18 protein-coding genes are annotated in these 16,896 nt (G+C 54.8%); 4 read left to right on the forward strand and 14 right to left on the reverse strand.

The window, feature by feature from the left end; all coding sequences use genetic code 11:
- On the forward strand, positions 1–397 hold a 397-nt coding region (locus tag VE954_RS22335; protein WP_324956929.1), incomplete at its 5' end, for an AraC family transcriptional regulator.
- Positions 398–520: 123 nt separating this feature from the next.
- A complete protein-coding gene (locus VE954_RS22340) occupies positions 521–919 on the forward strand; it encodes a hypothetical protein (RefSeq protein ID WP_324956930.1) in 399 nt (132 codons plus the stop codon).
- A gap of 27 nt (positions 920–946) precedes the next feature.
- On the opposite strand, the gene VE954_RS22345 is transcribed toward VE954_RS22340, so the two are convergent.
- Together VE954_RS22345 and VE954_RS22350 are read right to left on the reverse strand one after the other, a co-directional pair.
- The gene (locus VE954_RS22345; RefSeq protein WP_324956932.1) at positions 947–1,573 is read right to left on the reverse strand and encodes a recombinase family protein; all 627 of its coding nucleotides are present in this window, start codon (positions 1,571–1,573) and stop codon (positions 947–949) included.
- Between the two features lie 32 nt (positions 1,574–1,605).
- Positions 1,606–2,742 carry a hypothetical protein gene (locus tag VE954_RS22350; RefSeq protein WP_324956934.1) on the reverse strand — a complete coding sequence of 379 codons (1,137 nt, stop codon included), beginning with the start codon at positions 2,740–2,742 and terminating at the stop codon, positions 1,606–1,608.
- A 259-nt stretch (positions 2,743–3,001) separates the two neighbouring features.
- Here VE954_RS22350 and VE954_RS22355 point away from each other — a divergent pair, with 259 nt between their 5' ends.
- Positions 3,002–3,667 (forward strand): OmpA family protein, encoded by a 666-nt coding sequence (locus VE954_RS22355; RefSeq protein WP_324956936.1) that lies wholly within the window; start codon positions 3,002–3,004, stop codon positions 3,665–3,667.
- A gap of 44 nt (positions 3,668–3,711) precedes the next feature.
- Here VE954_RS22355 and VE954_RS22360 read toward each other — a convergent pair whose 3' ends face one another.
- The 5 genes from VE954_RS22360 to VE954_RS22380 are packed head-to-tail and all read right to left on the reverse strand — an operon-like array spanning position 3,712 to position 8,688.
- Complete coding sequence (locus tag VE954_RS22360) at positions 3,712–4,314, reverse strand: hypothetical protein (protein ID WP_324956938.1); 603 nt, start codon at positions 4,312–4,314, stop codon at positions 3,712–3,714.
- Between the two features lie 46 nt (positions 4,315–4,360).
- Positions 4,361–5,413, reverse strand: a complete 1,053-nt coding sequence (locus VE954_RS22365) for a succinylglutamate desuccinylase/aspartoacylase family protein (RefSeq protein ID WP_324956940.1) — start codon at positions 5,411–5,413, stop codon at positions 4,361–4,363.
- 3 nt (positions 5,414–5,416) lie between these two features.
- A complete protein-coding gene (locus VE954_RS22370) occupies positions 5,417–6,571 on the reverse strand; it encodes a hypothetical protein (protein ID WP_324956942.1) in 1,155 nt (384 codons plus the stop codon).
- 11 nt (positions 6,572–6,582) lie between these two features.
- The gene (locus VE954_RS22375) at positions 6,583–7,362 is read right to left on the reverse strand and encodes a hypothetical protein (RefSeq protein ID WP_324956944.1); all 780 of its coding nucleotides are present in this window, start codon (positions 7,360–7,362) and stop codon (positions 6,583–6,585) included.
- Between the two features lie 48 nt (positions 7,363–7,410).
- The gene (locus VE954_RS22380) at positions 7,411–8,688 is read right to left on the reverse strand and encodes a hypothetical protein (RefSeq protein WP_324956946.1); all 1,278 of its coding nucleotides are present in this window, start codon (positions 8,686–8,688) and stop codon (positions 7,411–7,413) included.
- 134 nt (positions 8,689–8,822) lie between these two features.
- Here VE954_RS22380 and VE954_RS22385 point away from each other — a divergent pair, with 134 nt between their 5' ends.
- Positions 8,823–9,446: a recombinase family protein gene (locus VE954_RS22385; protein WP_324956948.1), complete on the forward strand. Its 624-nt coding sequence runs from the start codon at positions 8,823–8,825 to the stop codon at positions 9,444–9,446.
- On the opposite strand, the gene VE954_RS22390 is transcribed toward VE954_RS22385, so the two are convergent.
- The 7 genes from VE954_RS22390 to sppA all read right to left on the reverse strand — a co-directional run bounded on the left by VE954_RS22390 (position 9,443) and on the right by sppA (position 16,859).
- A complete protein-coding gene (locus VE954_RS22390; RefSeq protein WP_324956950.1) occupies positions 9,443–9,988 on the reverse strand; it encodes a hypothetical protein in 546 nt (181 codons plus the stop codon). The genes VE954_RS22385 and VE954_RS22390 overlap by 4 nt on opposite strands.
- A 16-nt stretch (positions 9,989–10,004) precedes the next feature.
- Positions 10,005–10,676 (reverse strand): hypothetical protein, encoded by a 672-nt coding sequence (locus tag VE954_RS22395; protein ID WP_324956952.1) that lies wholly within the window; start codon positions 10,674–10,676, stop codon positions 10,005–10,007.
- Positions 10,677–10,969: 293 nt separating this feature from the next.
- Positions 10,970–11,911, reverse strand: coding sequence for a tetratricopeptide repeat protein (locus VE954_RS22400; RefSeq protein ID WP_324956954.1), 942 nt, complete (start codon positions 11,909–11,911; stop codon positions 10,970–10,972).
- A gap of 131 nt (positions 11,912–12,042) precedes the next feature.
- Positions 12,043–13,095, reverse strand: coding sequence for a VWA domain-containing protein (locus VE954_RS22405; RefSeq protein WP_324956956.1), 1,053 nt, complete (start codon positions 13,093–13,095; stop codon positions 12,043–12,045).
- Complete coding sequence (locus VE954_RS22410) at positions 13,092–14,084, reverse strand: VWA domain-containing protein (protein ID WP_324956958.1); 993 nt, start codon at positions 14,082–14,084, stop codon at positions 13,092–13,094. Before VE954_RS22410 ends, VE954_RS22405 begins: the two co-directional genes overlap by 4 nt.
- Positions 14,081–14,959 carry a DUF58 domain-containing protein gene (locus tag VE954_RS22415; protein ID WP_324956960.1) on the reverse strand — a complete coding sequence of 293 codons (879 nt, stop codon included), beginning with the start codon at positions 14,957–14,959 and terminating at the stop codon, positions 14,081–14,083. Before VE954_RS22415 ends, VE954_RS22410 begins: the two co-directional genes overlap by 4 nt.
- A gap of 4 nt (positions 14,960–14,963) precedes the next feature.
- Positions 14,964–16,859, reverse strand: coding sequence for a signal peptide peptidase SppA (sppA, locus tag VE954_RS22420; RefSeq protein WP_324956962.1), 1,896 nt, complete (start codon positions 16,857–16,859; stop codon positions 14,964–14,966).
- Between the last annotated feature and the right edge of the window lie 37 nt (positions 16,860–16,896).

The following is a 16,896-nucleotide window of genomic DNA, read 5'->3' on the forward strand; positions in this document are numbered from 1 at the left end:
GTGGCTGCGGAGTGTGGTGGCGCAAATTTTTTTAGCCAGCGTCGAGGCCTTGACCGAACCCAGCGTTCGGCCATCACCTGAAACCGAGCGCATCTTCGGTGAGGTGGAAGCCCGGCTTCTGGAATGGCCCCACGTCGCGGCCGTTGCCGAATTTTTCGCAATGGAACCTTCGTATTTTCAAAGGCTGTTTAAGAAGGCGACGGGCATGAGTCCCTGGAATTATATCCTGCGCGCTCGGTGTCGGCATGCCTGCGATCAGTTGCGCCATAGTCCATCCAGCGTGACCAGCATTGCCTATGATCTTGGCTTTTCCAGCAGCCAGCATTTTTCAACCGTGTTTCGTCGTCTGACGGGACATACGCCGGGCGAATTTCGCCGTTTGCATCACGCAACCTGACGTAAGTCGATTCAACTCTCTATCCTCGCCTGAAACACTCAAGTACCATGTGCCTGCTCATGCAAAGAGTCCCGAACCCCCTGGTAGGATGGGGGCACTTAGCCCAAGCCTGAGGAGTAACCGATGAGTAATTTTGAACAGGACAAACTCAAAACCGCCAGTATCGAGGAGGAGATTCTCGAAGAGGACAGTGAGGAGGAGGACTCCGAAGAGATTGAAGTCGACACGGAAATGTTTGCCGAAGGACTGGTGCGTTTCCCCTGTTTCGAAAGCGTTCCGAAAGAAAAAAATGCAGAGGAAATCTTTGATCTGGTGTTCGAAGCCTATCAGGATGAAAATCTGCTCGAGGAACAGGATCATGTTGTGGAACTCCTTCTTCACCTGCAGGATGAAGAAAGTCCGTTCAACCTGAGCCGCGCTTTGGAAGTCTGGTCGCACGACGATCGTCAGGCATTTCTGGAGCTGGTCGATGAACTGTGCCGCGAAGCGGATGAGCACGACGCCGAGGACGCGACGACCTGAAGTCACAACTTCTTTGCCGAGGAAGCGTTACGTTTCCTCGTTGGATTCCATAGCCGGTTCGCGACCCAAACTATGAGCCGTCCCGCGACTCATGCCCAGTTCCTGAGCAATCTGCTCGTAACTCAGTCCCTGGGCGCGTTTGGCACGAACCAACTGCTGCTGCTCCTCGGTGTAAGCCTTGGGGCGGCCCAGCTTCACTCCCCTTTTTTTGGCTGCAGCCAGACCCGACCGCACCCTCGATACGATAGTTTCCCGCTCAATTTCGGCAATTTCGGAAAAAGCCGCCAGCATCGTGCGACGGAACGGATTATCCAAGCCTAAATTCAAAACGGGCTGCGTCATGGAAATAAAGCCCACCCCCGCCTGATCCATGATCAAAAGTGTTTGAATGGCTTCGGTGGCGTTACGACTCAAACGATCCAGGCGATAGACCACGATGGTATCAATCTTTTGTTCGAAGGCGGCCTTCAGCAAAGCCTGATACGCTTTACGCTGTGTGGTTTTACCGGAAATCCCGTGATCCTTGAATTCCTGGATCGTGAGCGGTTTTTTGGCTTCGGGCAGCGTGGCGAGCCAGGCTTGAAAAGCCGATTTCTGGCTGGCCAGGTCTTGGCGATCCGTGGATACGCGATAATAAACGCCAAGATGCTTCATGCCCTCTCCCTTTCCGAACCGTTTCCTTCATCCTACAAATTTTCGGTTAAAAGTGCGACCATCCACAGAAAGTCGACGCCATGAAAGGTCTCGGTGCAGGCGGCCTTGGGGCGGGGAGCATATTCCACAGAGTGGCGTTGCCAAAGGTAATCGGCACGCCGATCGCAGTTGCGCGGCAGGCGGTCGTTCGGAAATTGCGGCATCTCAAGCAGGGTTCGCAGGAGGAGTGCCTGGGTTTTCCAGGTCAAAGCCCCGGCTGTACGAAGTTCCATCCATTGAAAAAATAAATTCGGACGATCCAAAGTCGCCAGATGATGCCCAGCCCAGATCCAGCGTTGATCCTTGAGTCGCGGGGAGCCCAAAGGTCCCAGCGCCGTATCGACCAATTCGGAGAGACTGCGCAGTGCACTTTTGGGCTGATGATCCATCAGTTCGAGTTCAATCCAGAGAGTCAGAGCATTCAGATGGGCCGTATAACCGGGTTGTGCCATCCAGGCATCGAATTCCAGAGTGGAAAAACCCATGCGTACCTCCTCGGGAACATCGCGGAGAGGCACACCATACTGCTGGCTCATCAGTCGCATGATTTCGCCCATTCCGGGGCTCAGGCGGCTGACATAGAAGGGACCGTCATCCACCGATCCACCGGTGGTATCGACGATGTTCATCAGCTGCTGCAAACGGCGAACTTCCGAGGGAGGGTTTTGCGTCATCGCGACCAAAAGCCCAACGATCATATCGCGTGATGTGCTTTTACGGCGGCACTTGGGATGCCGGACCCAGCGTCCGATTTGAAAGGCGTTCTCGATACCGCGCCAGGCTTGATAGGCCTTATCCTGCCAACCAAGTTTCACGAGCGCTGCATAACGGAGACTGGAAAAGAGGAGACTGTCGCACTCGCCCGACGGCCGCCCATCGCGGTGGCGGTTCACGACCATACCCTGATCCAGAAAGTCCTGTTCCAACCATTGTTCGTAGAGAAAAGCTTTTTCCCGGGCCTGAATTCCAAGCCTTTGCCATTCACCGCGCCAGTACTCGGGATTGTCAGTGGCTCCGGCCTGCAGGCGGGCGGTCAATTTTTGAATGGAATGGCGATTCTGCTGGAGGGACCAAACGACCGCAGCCCAGCAGAGAGTCATCAAACCCGAAATCAGCAGCACCCGGCGCATGAACACCCCGTTTCGGACCAACATTCCGCCCATCACTGCCGCTATCGGATGTTTATTAGTATTTCTCAAGCCCCTTCATTTAATGTATAGTTTCCAATACCTACGAGAGGGTTGTCACTTAAAGGTCACAGCTGAGGCTTCGAAATAAATTTTGCTTTTTATTTCCCGCTCTCGTATTTGATGAAAGTTGTCTTCGAGGAACTTGTTCGTAGAGTCCCTCTGCAACCAATGGTTTCGCACTTACATGGAGAACTTTAAGATGAAAAGACAGCTCACCTGCCTCGCCCTCATTCTCGCCCTCAGCACCAGCGCTTGCCAGACGCAAGACGCCACGACCGACGAGAAGGAAGTCTCAGGCGCCACCGTTGGCGCTGTTGCCGGTGCCGTCGCTGGAGCCGTCTTGGGCAACCAGGTGAAGGGCGACAAGAACACTCGTCAGAACGCTCGTATCGCGGGCGCTGCCGCGGGTGCAGCCATCGGCGGTGGCATTGGTAACTACATGGACAAGCAGGAAGAAAAACTGCGCCAGAAGCTGCGCTCCAGCGGCGTGAGCGTCACGCGTAAGGGTGATCAGATTGTTCTGAACATGCCAGGCAACATCACCTTCGAAACCGCCAAAGCTCAGATCAATCCTGGCTTTGAAAACGTACTCGACGGCGTTGCTGAAGTGCTGAAAGAGTACAAAGACACCGCGATCGAAGTGTCCGGTCACACCGATAGTCGCGGCAAAATGGAAGCCAACCAGGTGCTTTCCAAGCAGCGCGCGGATGCTGTGGCTCAGTTCCTTCGTCAGAAGGGCGTTGCCAGCACACGTATCTCGACGGTCGGCTATGGCCAAAGCCAGCCCATCGCTGACAATGCCACCGAAGAAGGTCGCTCGCAGAACCGTCGTGTGGAAATTTTGCTGACACCAAAAGGCAAGTAATTCAAAGTTTGTGCAGGACCGACCCGTGGGGCCGGTCCTTTTTTTTATTCGGGCAGGGTTTTCTTCAGGTATTCGTAGAGCGCCTGGAAGGACTGCACATTGATTTTGCCGGCTTGCCTGACGTTGCTTCCGCACAGGGCTACTGGATAACTTTGCTCCACCGATTGGGCATCTTTCACATTCAGTTCCCAAAGCGTCGCGGAGGTATCGGCCGTGCAACCAACCTGCGGACCGGACACCATTTCCAGCGAGCCCATCAGTTTATCGATGTCCTGGAGCTGTGTGGTGGTCAGCGTAACATTCCTGGTCGTGGCAGGACCACAGCGGCACACGCTGAGCTTGAGTTCGCGGCTGACCCGCGTAAAGGTGTAGATCGTTTCGTTGCCGCAGCCGTTATCTTCCACACTCTCTGTCGGACAGGTTGCGGAACGGTGGACCTCAAGACTCTGCCCACCCTGACCCCAGGCCTGACGGACCGGAAGATCGGGCATATCAAGATTCACTTCGGCATTGGTATTCAAGGGGACCAGACCTGTGGGGTCATCGGTTCCATAGAGGTTTTCGCTGTGAGAATTGGTAGCACTCGGGTGCTTGCAGGCACTCAACCCCAGAAGCAAACAGCCAGCTAATAGCTTAGCGCGCAGCATAAACCCCTCATTGGTGAAGAATATGCCTATTATACAACCGTCAGGATTAAAGAGCCAGCTCATCAAGATCAGCGAGTGATTCCTCGACCTTTTCGGGTTCGTGGAACGTCGCGATGTGAAAGAGAGCATCCCCTTCATGCACCACCGGCAGCATGGAAGCACAGATAACGATACCTTCAACGCGGGTCCGCACGGTTTCAATCTCGTCGCCATAGGGATCCGAGATGATGCCGATGACCTCGTCCTTGTGCACGTGCTTGCCGATGCGGGCGAGCAGTCGAATGATGCCACTGCGGGTGGCCCTGATCCAGTAACTGCTTTTCGCGATAAAAGGCTTCTTTTGTCCTTGGGCCAAACGCGGCGGCATTTTCTGGGGATCGAGCATGGCAATTCTGTACATGACCGAAATAATACCATCGAGGGCCACCTTGATAACCCGATCATCAAAGCGAAGCGCTTCGCCGCCTTCAAACAGGAGCATCGGAAGATCACGCTCCAAAACCGCCTGCCGCAGGGAACCATCGCGTACGTTGGATTTGATGATGACGGGGATACCAAAGGCCTCGGCCAGTTCCAGTGTTTCCTCGTGATCGATATCGGCACGAATCTGGGCCAGGTTGCGGCGATGCACCGCACCCGTATGCAGATCGATGCCATGCGTGGCTTTGGAGACGATTTCGGTCATAAACACGTGCGCAAGACGCGAGGCGAGCGATCCATTCGGCGAGCCCGGGAACGAGCGATTCAAGTCACGTCGATCAGGTAAATACCGGGAAAGATTATTGAATCCAAACACATTGACGATAGGGATGACCAGCAACGTGCCGGAAATCTCCTTGAGCTGCCGCAGATCCAAAAGACGTTTGCAGATTTCGACGCCGTTCAGCTCATCCCCGTGTACCGCAGCCGACACAAACAATGTCGGACCGTCGAGCTTGCCCCGGATGACTTCAACCGGAATATTGATATCGGTGTTGTCGTAAAGTTTACCGATCTTCAAATGGATCTTTTTACGTTCGCCGCGCTTGATCGTATGTCCCGAGATCACAAACGGTGTTGTCTCGGGGGGAATATCGTCTGCCGACCCATTTTCGCTCACGAATTATCCATCCACTGGAGTTTTGCCATCGCTCTGAAACAGAGGCTTGCCGACAGGACCGAAGCCTAGAGGCTGATTGCTCTTCTTGTCCCGTTTCACCGGTATCTCTTCCTCGACCGGTTCCTTTTCCTTTTTATCACGCGCGGCTTGTTTGCGCAGCTGCGACTGGACTTCATACTGCTGCTTCCGCCGCTCAGCGTCCTCATCGGCTAAAAGATGCCAGGCGCGCTGATATTCGTCAAATTTTTCCGGACGATATTTAATGGCTTTGTCGAAAAGGTCGAGTTCGCCACTGGAATAGTACAGCCGGGGCAGGTACTGCCGCGCCACTTCCGGGAAGTAGGAATTGTCGATCAGCTGCTGCAGGTACGGGATGCATTCCTTGATGCGATTGAGCATCAGGAGGGCCTGCACGGCATCGAGACAAAGGTAGTTGGGCTTATTGAAACGCTCAAAAGCAATTTCAATCAGACGCAAGGCCAGCTTGGGCGCGCCTGAGTAAAGGTAAAGATCGATCAGGGGCAGGATGATGGACATTTCGAAAATACCCTGCTTAATGGCCGAAACCAGCAGCTTTTCGGTCATTTTGATATCATCCTGGCGCCGATAGTAAAGCGCCAGAGCCGAGGTGGCCACGGGTGCCTTCTGTCCGCTTTGGACGATTTCAGTCAGGATGCGGAATCCCGTCTGAGTTTGGCCTTCCGCCATCTTTGCGGCCGCCTTGCGAACTTCGACCAGGTACCCCTGGGACCATTTCTCACACAATTGATCCATGCCTTCAAGCAAGGTCTTCGGTGAAATGGGTTTGGACACCATCACGGGATCACCCATGCTGGCCATACATTTGAAGTCGGTTTCGTTATGCTGCGAACAAATGATCAGAGTGGGTGTGATACAGGCCACCTGATGGAACAGTTGTTCGCGCTGCACGATGGCGGCGGGATCCTGCTCGGTATCATCGAGGATCAGCATACTCGCCTTGCCAATAGCCGTGTTGGCAAAGGCAGCTTCCTCAGAATTGGTCGTCTCGATGATCTTCCACTCGCGTTTCGAGAGGATATCTTTCAGCTCGATGCCTATGGCTCGCTGGCTATTGCTATAAGCGACGGCCCAACGGTTATCCCAGGTTTCCGCCTGTTTTTTAATGCGAATGCCCACAGTTGGCTCCCCTAGACTGCGTTGCTCATTTGCAGCTCTTTAATATAGCGTCCCACTTCCAGCATGAACTCACGGGGTGGATTCAGAAAGGCCATCCCCATCTTATACTTTTGAATCGAATAGCCGACTTCGGTGCTGGTGGAACGTTCCCGAATGCGTTTGGTCCAACGCAGTTCCAAACCAATCGGAATGGGCTTCATCATGGGAAAAATCAGCTGGGCCCGCGTGCAGGTCGGATTCGCTTCCACCCAATTCAAGAGCGAGGGAAACCGGGTTTCCACGCAAACGCCACCAAAACTGATATCGCTGACCGCAGCCCAGCTGGCGAGCGGCTGATAAAGGCCGAACACAGGAGGCGCGGCGATGTCGTTGGGATCAATGACCCAGGCTTTAGGATCCACGAAAGGCATGCGTTCATCCGCGGTTTTGAAACGTTGGGCAATGCGCCTTTCGGCTTTGGAGAGGGTCACGGGCAGGGTCACGTAAACACCGGCGGGTGTATGCTGCAGCACCGAACAGGTAAAGGCAATGCGCTTGTCGGTGCCGAAGACTTCAACGATCAAATCCGCATGCGGCTGCAAACGGGCCAGTCCGTGATCGGAAATGCTGCCGAGCAGAAAACAAGGCGGACGGGAATTAAAAAAGGTATCACCAAAGGCAAAGCGCACGCCCAGCTTACGCTCCTGGACGGGGCGGATGATGCCTTCAGCGTGCGCATCGGCGAGATCAGTGATAATTTTTCGAATGACCGCGGGATCCGTTATTTCACCGGAAGGGGCGTAACGACTCATAGTTCTCACCTACCCTGCAAGCTTTCCCCTTATTGTAACATAAGACCCTTAGAAGTCGCGCTCCAAACCGAAGCGCAGCCCACTTTCGTGGAAGCGTCCAGTCACGGCGCCTGCAGATTGGCGAGTATTATAAAGATAGGTTCCTAAAAACGGGCTCATCGACCAGACGGTCCAAGGCATGATCCAGCGGGCATGAATTTCACGACTGCCGCTTTTCAGAAACAGAACGGTCAGCGCACTGCGGGTCGGATAATGGTGACCGCCGAGGCTGATGCCATAGTCGGTGAATTTTTGGTCGTCCTGCTGTAAAGGCATTTGGACCAGTCCAACGACCGGCCCAAGGTTGAGTGACCAGTCGGTCGTCCGGGTATGCGTATTCAAGAGATCCAGGCCTAAAGCCACATGCAGACGAATCCGCTTCTGCACCGTACTGGGTGTTTGAGTCCCGGCTTCTTCATAATCAGTCTGGGTCGCATGCGTGTCGATCGCTCCGGAGAGCACCGCGTTCGGAGCTAAAAAATACTGTCCCCCGGCGCCTGTTCCCAAACCGATGCTAGGCTCGGCTTCGAACCGATCCTTTTTATCAATACTGAATTGCTCCCGCAGGTACCGGAGCCAGACATAGACTTCATGTTTGCGCTGGATCGGTGGCAGGTCGATCGGTGTCGAACGACTCACGAAGGCATTCATGGGACTTTCGTCGGCGCCGCTCAGCAGGTCCTTGTCTTCGGGCTCATAAACCACCTGGTCGTCATCCGTGGCATTGGGATCAAGATGAATATCCGGAGCTGTGGCTGCGATCGGCGGCTCTGGTTTGGACGCGGGCGTATCCCACTGCAGGGTCAGACGTGTGACCGGTAACGATTCACCCTTGGCCGTAATGCCTCGCAAGCGCACCAGCCAGGGCGTTCCTATTTTATGAAGCTGGGCTGACTGTTCTTTGGTTTCGAGCCAGCGTGTGCGAAGCGTTCCGCGACTCAACCAAAGACGCGTGCGCACGGCGCCGGGAACGATAGACCAGCTCAGTCGTGGGCTTGTATGGGGTTGCTCCAGCAGGACCACGACCGCTTCCTGCCAAACCACCGTCTGTTGCCGACGCACCCGCACAAAATAAAGAGCCGATTCCGGAAAATTGATCAGATATTCCCGCTTGCCGCCCAACGCAATCGAGACCAGCTTATCCTGGAAGCCTTCATCACGCGCAATGTCCATGGTCCCCGACGGATATCCGAGGGCACCAATATCAAACGGAAACACCTCGGCTCGCAGGGGCGTCGCGGCACAGTATCCCAGCACAAGAATAAGGATCTGGGAAAGGCGGTTCATAGGTTCATAACCTCATTGATAACTTCAGGCTCAGCATCGGAACATTTGCTAAAGAGTTGAGGCACTTGTCGCCTGACCGGATCCAGGCTAAGATCAGCGGGACGATCGGCAGCCAAGGAAGGAACCTGGTCGAAATGAAATCAATCGGCATTTACTACCGTGTTTCCACGGATAAGCAGGACCTTGAAAGTCAGAAGCACACGGTGGAAGAGTGGCTGGCCCGGCTCGATCCCAGCCGCCAGCCTAAACGCGTTCATGTTTTTGAAGATGAGGGACTGAGCGGAACGGACAGCACACGCCCGGGTTACCTGGCGCTCCTGGCCGCGGCTCAAGCTCAAAAAATAGACACAATTGTGGTGTACCGACTCGATCGCTTCAGCCGTAATGCGACCGAAGCCATCCGAACCCTGCTGGCGCTTGATGAGGTCGGGGTGGGTTTTATTTCCGTGACGCAACCCGTGCTGAATCTCGGCCACGAAAATCCATTCCGTCGCACGATGCTGGCTGCGTTTGCTGAAATTGCTGAAATCGAACGACAGACCATCGTGACCCGCGTAAAGGCCGGCCTGGAAGCAGCACGGCAACGCGGCGTTAAACTCGGCGCGCCGAGCAAAATTTCGCCCGAGCTACGCGAGCGCGTCCAAACCCTGCGCAAGGAGGGCCAGAGCTTTCGGGCGATTGCTCAGCAACTGGACGTGAGTTATGGTCTGGTTTATAAGGCGGCTCAGGAGGATTCAGCCGCCACTATCCAGGATTAGAACATGACCACGGAGGCGATTTCGGCCTCGGGATCCATACCGTCGATATGCGCGCGGATCACATCGCGTTCCGAGATCATGGTGGTTTTGGTCGCCAGGACTTTGCCGAAGTCTCTCAACTTATCCGCCGTGATCTGCATGGGCAGGTTTTTGCGGAACTCAATCCAGGCTGGAAGCATGCGGACCGCATTTTCGAGGTTCTGCCGCAGTTTATCCTGAAATTGCAGAGCCTGGATGATCGGCTCGATCACACTCTGCACTTCCTCATGCTCGCCGGCCAGTTCCTCGAGATTTTGGATCAGCTTCACGAAGTTTTCGCGATTGCGATCACCGTGACGAATACTGATGGCTTTCTGCAGACCTTGAATCGCCGCCAGGCTTTCCGCGGAAATCTGCGACACGCGCGCGGTATTCTGCAGGAGCAGGTCGATGGCTTCCGTCACACGGGCCGTGGAAACTTCGGATTCCTGCGCGCACCACTCCAGAGTTTTTTGGCTGAAGATGTGCATGCGTTCCACCAGCTGATCGATCGTAAGCGACATGGAAATCTCCAGAGGTTTAAAACTCGATAAAGATGGAGCGCTGGTCCTGACCTTCAGGCGCGGGTTCATTCAGAACCAATTCGTAGAACGTCTTGGTCTCATCCACCGATGACAGCATCTTGGCCAATTCACGCGCCACTTCTTCCAGCTGGTTCGGATTCAGATCCTTATGCAGAACATCACCGACTTTCCACCAGGCCTGCACCACATGGGCGAGGCGTTGGCGAATCGCATCTTCGAATTGCATGGAGGCCAGAGCCGGGAGGACCTGCTCTTTAATCCCGCTATCCAAAACAATCAAGCCTTCCAGCTGTTTTTGCACTGCAGAAAGGCTGAGGCGCTGTTTTTTCAATTCTTCGTTATTGTCGACGTCGTCCACGGCATCGAGGGTTTCACCGGCAGCCAGGCGAGCCTGCAGGGTGCTGACGATATCGTCGACGTTGTCATTCACTTCGTCTTTTTTCTTATCGATGTCGACTGAAAAATACAAATCATAAAAGCGGCGCAAGGATTCGAACGCGGGCTTGTCCATGTAATTGGCGGACAGTTCGAAAATAGCGCCCGTGCAGGCCGCGGCACCGGCCAGAGCCGACATCGAAAGGGATTCGAAAATCCGAAGGAAGATGACGTCCAGTTCCTCTTTGGCAATCAAAGAGGGCAACTTTTGAGCAGAAGACGAGTTTCCCATGAAGCGACCTCGGGCGAAGGCTTGTTTACTTCCAGGATAACATAGAAATTCCATGCGCCAACAGAGTTAGGCACAAAGAGCTTGAGGGGGCTCAAGTTTCCGGGAGCATTTTCCTGGGGACGGAACTTTCTTAGGCAGGAATATCCATGACTTATAAAATTTTGTTAAGGGACCAACGCCGAGTTCCGAATCTTTTCGCGAGGCTGCTGCTTGCAGTAGCCTAGGCTGAATACTCAGTCCTTGGTCCCCTCAAGCCTCCTCCCCAAAAACGGGGCGGAGGTTTTTCTTTTCCCTTAAAACTTCTGTTTATTGTCGATGTCACGCAGCAAAGCCGCGACCCATTCATCCTTGGGATCTGTGTCCTGCAAGGGCTGCAGGATTCTACGGGCTTCCGCAAACTGCTGCTTTTCGATCAGGGCCGAGGCCGTCCGAATTTTCGCAACTCGAATCTGATTGGGTTTATACGGGCCTTCGATGATCTGCTGATACTCGCGAATGCCTTCATCGATGCGACCGGAATCCACCAGAGCTTCGGCCAGGCCCTGGCGCGCGCTATATTCCTTGTAACCGTATTCATAAACTGATTTCTGTAACGCTGGTATGGCTTCCGCAGGACGTCCCATGCTCACCAGAGCGGAACCGATCCCATAATCAACATAGCCCGTCTTGCGCGGATCATCCTGCATCGAACGCAAGAAGGCCAAACCCTGGTCCCAGTTGCGGGTTTCTTCGTAAACGCCCAGCAGCTCCTGAACCGCCGCCTCGTTATCCGGATTCACTTCCAGGGCGCGTTCCAAATAAGGCTGCGCGGCACGACTGTCCTGCTTATCAATCAGAAGCAGCATGGCCATCTCAATCAGGGCACCTTCATCACGCGGATCCTTTTGCAGGATAGCGAGCAGAATACTCTCCGCTTCGCGCCACTGCCCACCGTCGATCAGCTGCATGGCTTTTTGCAATTCCAGGCTGTCCTTGCCCGTAGCCTGGGATGTGGCCGAGGCGTTGGCGTCAGCGCCGGAATTTTGTATGGGAATGTTCGGTAGAACATCAACACGGTTGCGTTTCTTGACTTCAGTCTCGGTGGCTGCGCTCTCCGCTGGCTTTTCAAGCAGCGAGTCCTGCCGACCTTTGCTGCGCATAAAAAACAAGATGCCGATCGCCACAGCCAAAAGCAGAACCAGGATCAACGAAGACCGCACAAAATCAGACTGATTTTTCGAACTCTTACCTGCCACGGATTGCCCCCGCATACTCTGGAATGAGGGGATCATACTGGCGGAAAATCGGCGAGGCAACACCTAAGTCATTGGCATCCCGAGGGATCCAAAGCTGCACGGGACACGGCGGCAGAGGCGCTTACGTCAGTTCAAAGACGGACCATGGGATCCAAAGTTGCCCGGGGCTGAGCCACGGACGCCTTGCGGCTGCGGGTGCGGCAGCGACGATATAAGGACTCGCTCAGCAGAAAAAAGGCCGCAAGACCGGTCAACCAGTGATGGACCTCATTCCAGACTCGTTCCCGCTGACTCTGCTCGGTTTCTTTCAAAGGCGGACGGATAGATTCCCGATAGAGTCGATCCAGTCCAAAGTCACCCGTGACCGATCGCAGAAAATGGCCACTGGTGGCCTCTGCAATTTGACGTAATATGGTTTCGTCTGGCTTCGATACGACAAGTCCGCCGCTTTCATCCTTTAAGAAGCCCCCATCCGGCAAAGGAATGGGCGCCCCCTGCCCGCCCACGCTGATGGTGTGGATGACAACGCCCTGGTCCGCCGCTGTCTGTGCGGCCACCAAAGGATCGGTTTCCTGATCCTCACCATCACTGATCAGAATCATGGCTTTGCCGACACTGCCCGCTTCCGTTCCTGCCTGAAGAGCCTGCATCCCGAGGCGGATGGCCTGTCCCATCGATGTGCCCTGGACGGGAATGGAATCACTATCGACCTGCTCCAAAAACAGTTCGAGCGCCTGCATATCCTGAGTTAATGGACATTGAATAAAGCCCACACCGGCAAACAGCACCAACCCCAGGCGATCACCCTGCACGACTTTCAGCAGATCGAGAATCTCCCGCTTGGCCCGCACGAGTCGACTGGGATTGATATCGGCCGCGTTCATGCTGCGCGAAACATCGAGCACGATGATAACATCAGCACCGTGCTTTTTTACGTCCTTCCATTCAAAACCAAGACGCGGGCGCGCCAAGGCCAGGAGCAGGCAGGCCGCAGCCAGGAGCAGGAGCACCCACGAAAGCCACGGTCTCTGCAGGGCCCAGCTGGGCAGCAGCAGCGGTTGAAAATCGCGACGGGCGAGAAGTTGCAGGCGCCTTTCATAGCGTTTTTGAATGGCAAGCAATCCCCACAGCATCGGAATGAGGAGGAGCAGCAGCCAGAGGTAATGAGGTGTGCCGAAGCTCATGGAATGACCCTCCAGCGTGAGGCCGCCAGTCCTTGCTCCAACATGAACAGCGCCAGAGCCGCCAGCAGAAAGGCCCAAGCAAACTCATCGCGAGGCCTCGGGTCATCCACTTCCTTTTTGGTCTTCTCCAGCTGATCGATGGTGGCATAGACTTTTTCCAAGGTGGCCGTATCACTGGCCAGAAAAAATTTGCCGCCGGTGGCATCACCGATAAATTGCATCAGTTCCGTATCCATCTTAAAAATACGCTGCTGGTATTCCACTCCAAAAAATCCCTGCGTTGGAAACGGCACGGGCCCATTGCTGCCCACGCCGATGGCATAAACCTTGATACCCAACGTCCTTGCCGCTTCCACAGCGGAGCGTGGCTCCACGGTTCCCGCCGTGTTCGCGCCATCGGTCAGGAGAATAATAATTTTGGACTTGGCTTCCACATCTTTTAAACGCTTCACCGCAGTGGCCAACGCATCACCGATCGCCGTCTCAGGTCCTGCCACTCCGATCTTGACGGGTTTCAAGAAGTCGAGCAGAACGCGGTGGTCCAACGTTAAGGGTGCCTGGGTAAAGGCCTGACTCCCGAAAATCACAAGGCCGATGCGATCATCAATGCGTTTTTGAATAAACTGCTCGACCACGTGCTTGACCACTTCCAAACGATTCTGGCGTTTGCCTTCCAGCTCAAAATCCATGGCTAGCATACTATTCGATGTATCGAGGGCGAGTACGATATCCAGGCCTTCCACATTGCGCTTGGTATTGACATCCATGATTTGAGGCCGTGCCGCGGCGAAAATAAGACAGGCGAGAAGGCCCAAACGCAAAAAGTTCGGCAGATTCAACCAGAAATTCTGCGCGGCAAGAGCGGAACGCAAGAGGCCCACGGCACCATATCCAAAGCCGAGGCGCCGCTGCGGGCGTGAAAGGAGCAGCCAGGCAAAGGGAATGAGTCCAAGCAGGGCCAGCAGCACCCAAGGGTAAGCAAATCTCATGAACGTCTCCGTGATCCCACGCTCAGAAATCGGTGCAGCGCATCCGCGGTATTATCCTGGGTGGTCATGGCCAGAACCGAAGCGCCCGAACGCTCCATCTCCTTCTGCCAGAGTTTCTGCTCCTGCGCTCTCTGCCGTGGCCATTCCCTTTGAATCCAGGGATCACTGCTGTCGACCAGCACACGTTCACCGCTCTCGCGATCCTGATACCAGACGAGACCGGCCGAAGGCAAAGCCCGTTCCGCGGGATCCTCGATCTGGACGCAAACCAGTTCATGCCGCCTGGCAACCTGTTTCAAAGTTTTTTCATAACCCTGCGCTTGAAAGTCTGAGAGGACAAACGCCAGACATCGGCGTTTACGCAGCTGCATAAAGGATTTCAAAGCACCATCCAAATCGGTTCTTTGGCCTTGGGCCTTGTGAGTCAAAATACTGCGAATGATCGACCAGACATGGACCCGCCCTTTGCCAGGCGGTATATAAAGTTCGGTGTGATCAGAAAAAACCAAAAGCCCCACCTTATCCTGGCGGCGAATGGCCAGAAAGGCGAGAACTGCGGCGAGTTCCGCCACCATCTCATGTTTGGCTCGGGCCGAGCTGCCAAAGAACAGCGATGAGCTGACATCAACCATCAGCATCAGCGTCATCTCGCGTTCTTCGCGAAACAGCTTGACGAAAGGCTGGCCCATGCGCGCGGTGACATTCCAATCAATGCTGCGGATCTCATCCCCAACCTGATATTCGCGCACTTCGTCAAATTCCCAACCGCGACCTTTGAAAGCACTTTTATATTCGCCGAGGAGTATATCACTGGCCAGATGCCCGGCCTTCAATTCCAAACGACGAATGCGACTCAGCAGCTCGGGTGCCAGCACTCCGTTAGTCCTCCGTACCGCGAGCCAGACCGGGACGAGCGTCCCAACGCAAAGCGCCGGGCCAGTAAGCCAGAGCCTGACCCGACTGCAAAAGTTCGGTGGCATGCTGCAGCTGGTCCAAACCCAAAGGCAATCGGGTACGACTCTTCCAAGGCAGGAACGATTCGCTGTCCTGCAGTGTGGTCATGCACTCCCCGATGTTGCCGCTGCGGATACAGTCGAGCAGATTTTTGGGTTGAGGCTGATATTCTTCCAAAGAATAAAATTTTTCAGGATCCAGTTTGGCCAATTCCTTGGCGGCGCGGACCGCTTCATGAAAACCACCGAGACGATCCACAAGGCCGATCGTAACCGCGTCGGCTCCGGTATAAACCCGGCCTTCCGCAACCTGATAGATCCGCTCAGGAGCCTGTTTGCGACCGGCTGCCACTTTCTGCACGAAGGTATCGTAGGTGTCTTTGATCGAACCGCGGATCAGTTCCTTGTCAGCTTCACTGCTTTTGGTGGCAAAGTTCAGATAATCCTTGCGATCGGACGCCGTGACCATGTGAAAATTCACGCCCCACTTTTCAGCCACTTTCAGGCCTTTGGGCATGCCGCCGATGACGCCGATCGATCCGGTAATGGTCGTGGCTTCGGCTACGATCATGGTGGCTGGCGCCGCAATATAATAACCGCCTGATGCCGCCACGGCTCCCATCGAAACAACCAGGGGTTTTTTCTCGGCGAGTTTGCGCACCTCATCCCAGATCAGATCCGACGCCAGGGCCGAACCGCCCGGACTATCGATGCGCATGACCACGGCTTTCACATCGTCATCAGCAGCAGCCCATTGCAATTCCTCGATCAAGTGATCAGGAGTAATCTGATCGCTGTTGCTGCGGGTGCTGTTCACGATTTCGCCTTCGGCGCGAATCAAGGCGATCGCTTCAGAGCCTTTGTAAATACGAGCTTCATCGAGCTGAGCCGACCCGTTCAAATAAGGCCGCAGTTCCACAAAACGTTGGGCCTTGGTCGCTGTTTTCAGATCCTCGAGCCATGCTGGCAAATAACCGACGCGATCCACGAGGCCTTCTTTCAAGGCTTCCTGGCTGGTGAAGATGGAGCGCTTCAACCAGCCATTGACTTCGGCGACCGAACGCTTGCGATTATTGGCAATCGCCGTGGCCACTGTCCCGCGCAACGAAGCTTCCAGAGCGCCGTACATTTCCAAAGTTTCAGGTGAAGGGGTATCCTGGACGAAGGCTTCCATCGCCGATTTGAATTTACCAGCCTTGACCACTTCGAACTGAACACCGAGTTTATCCAAAGCTGATCCAAAATAGGCCAGCTGAAACGCAGGACCTGTGACCGTCAAGCCACCCAGAGGGCTGAGACTGATCTGACTGCCGGCTGACGCCAGGTAATAGATGGATGTATCACCATCGTTAAGACTCACATACAAAGGTTTCTGGCTCGCCCGATAGGTATCCAGGGAACGGCGCAGGGCCGTCATGGTGCTAAAGCTGCCGCCGGTGTTGGTGATATCCAGGAGCACGGCCTGCACACGAGCATCTTCAGCCGCGCGACGCAGCGCCGTTTGCAGATCCAGAAGCGATACGGGTACGGTTTCATTAAAGAGCGAGCCGAAGAAGCGATCACTGTCATCCAGCGATTGCGGCACGATCGGTCGATCCAATTTCAGATGAAGGATCGACTGATCGATCTCGGTATTCGCCGCGGTGGTGCCTTTGATCGACTTCGTGTCCGAGTCATCGCGGATCGCGGAAAAGATATAGACCCCGATCAGGATCCCGAGGACTGTCACCATAAGACCCACCAGGGCCAAATACGACGTGATTATGACAAAGAGGCTACGAAACAGCCTGCCAAGAAAACCTCGATTTTTTCCGTCACCCATGCATCGGTCCCGTCTCAACTAAGGTGTATCGCCCGCC

The organism is Oligoflexus sp., assembly GCF_035638955.1.
In the GTDB taxonomy this organism is placed as follows: Bacteria; Bdellovibrionota_B; Oligoflexia; order Oligoflexales; family Oligoflexaceae; genus Oligoflexus.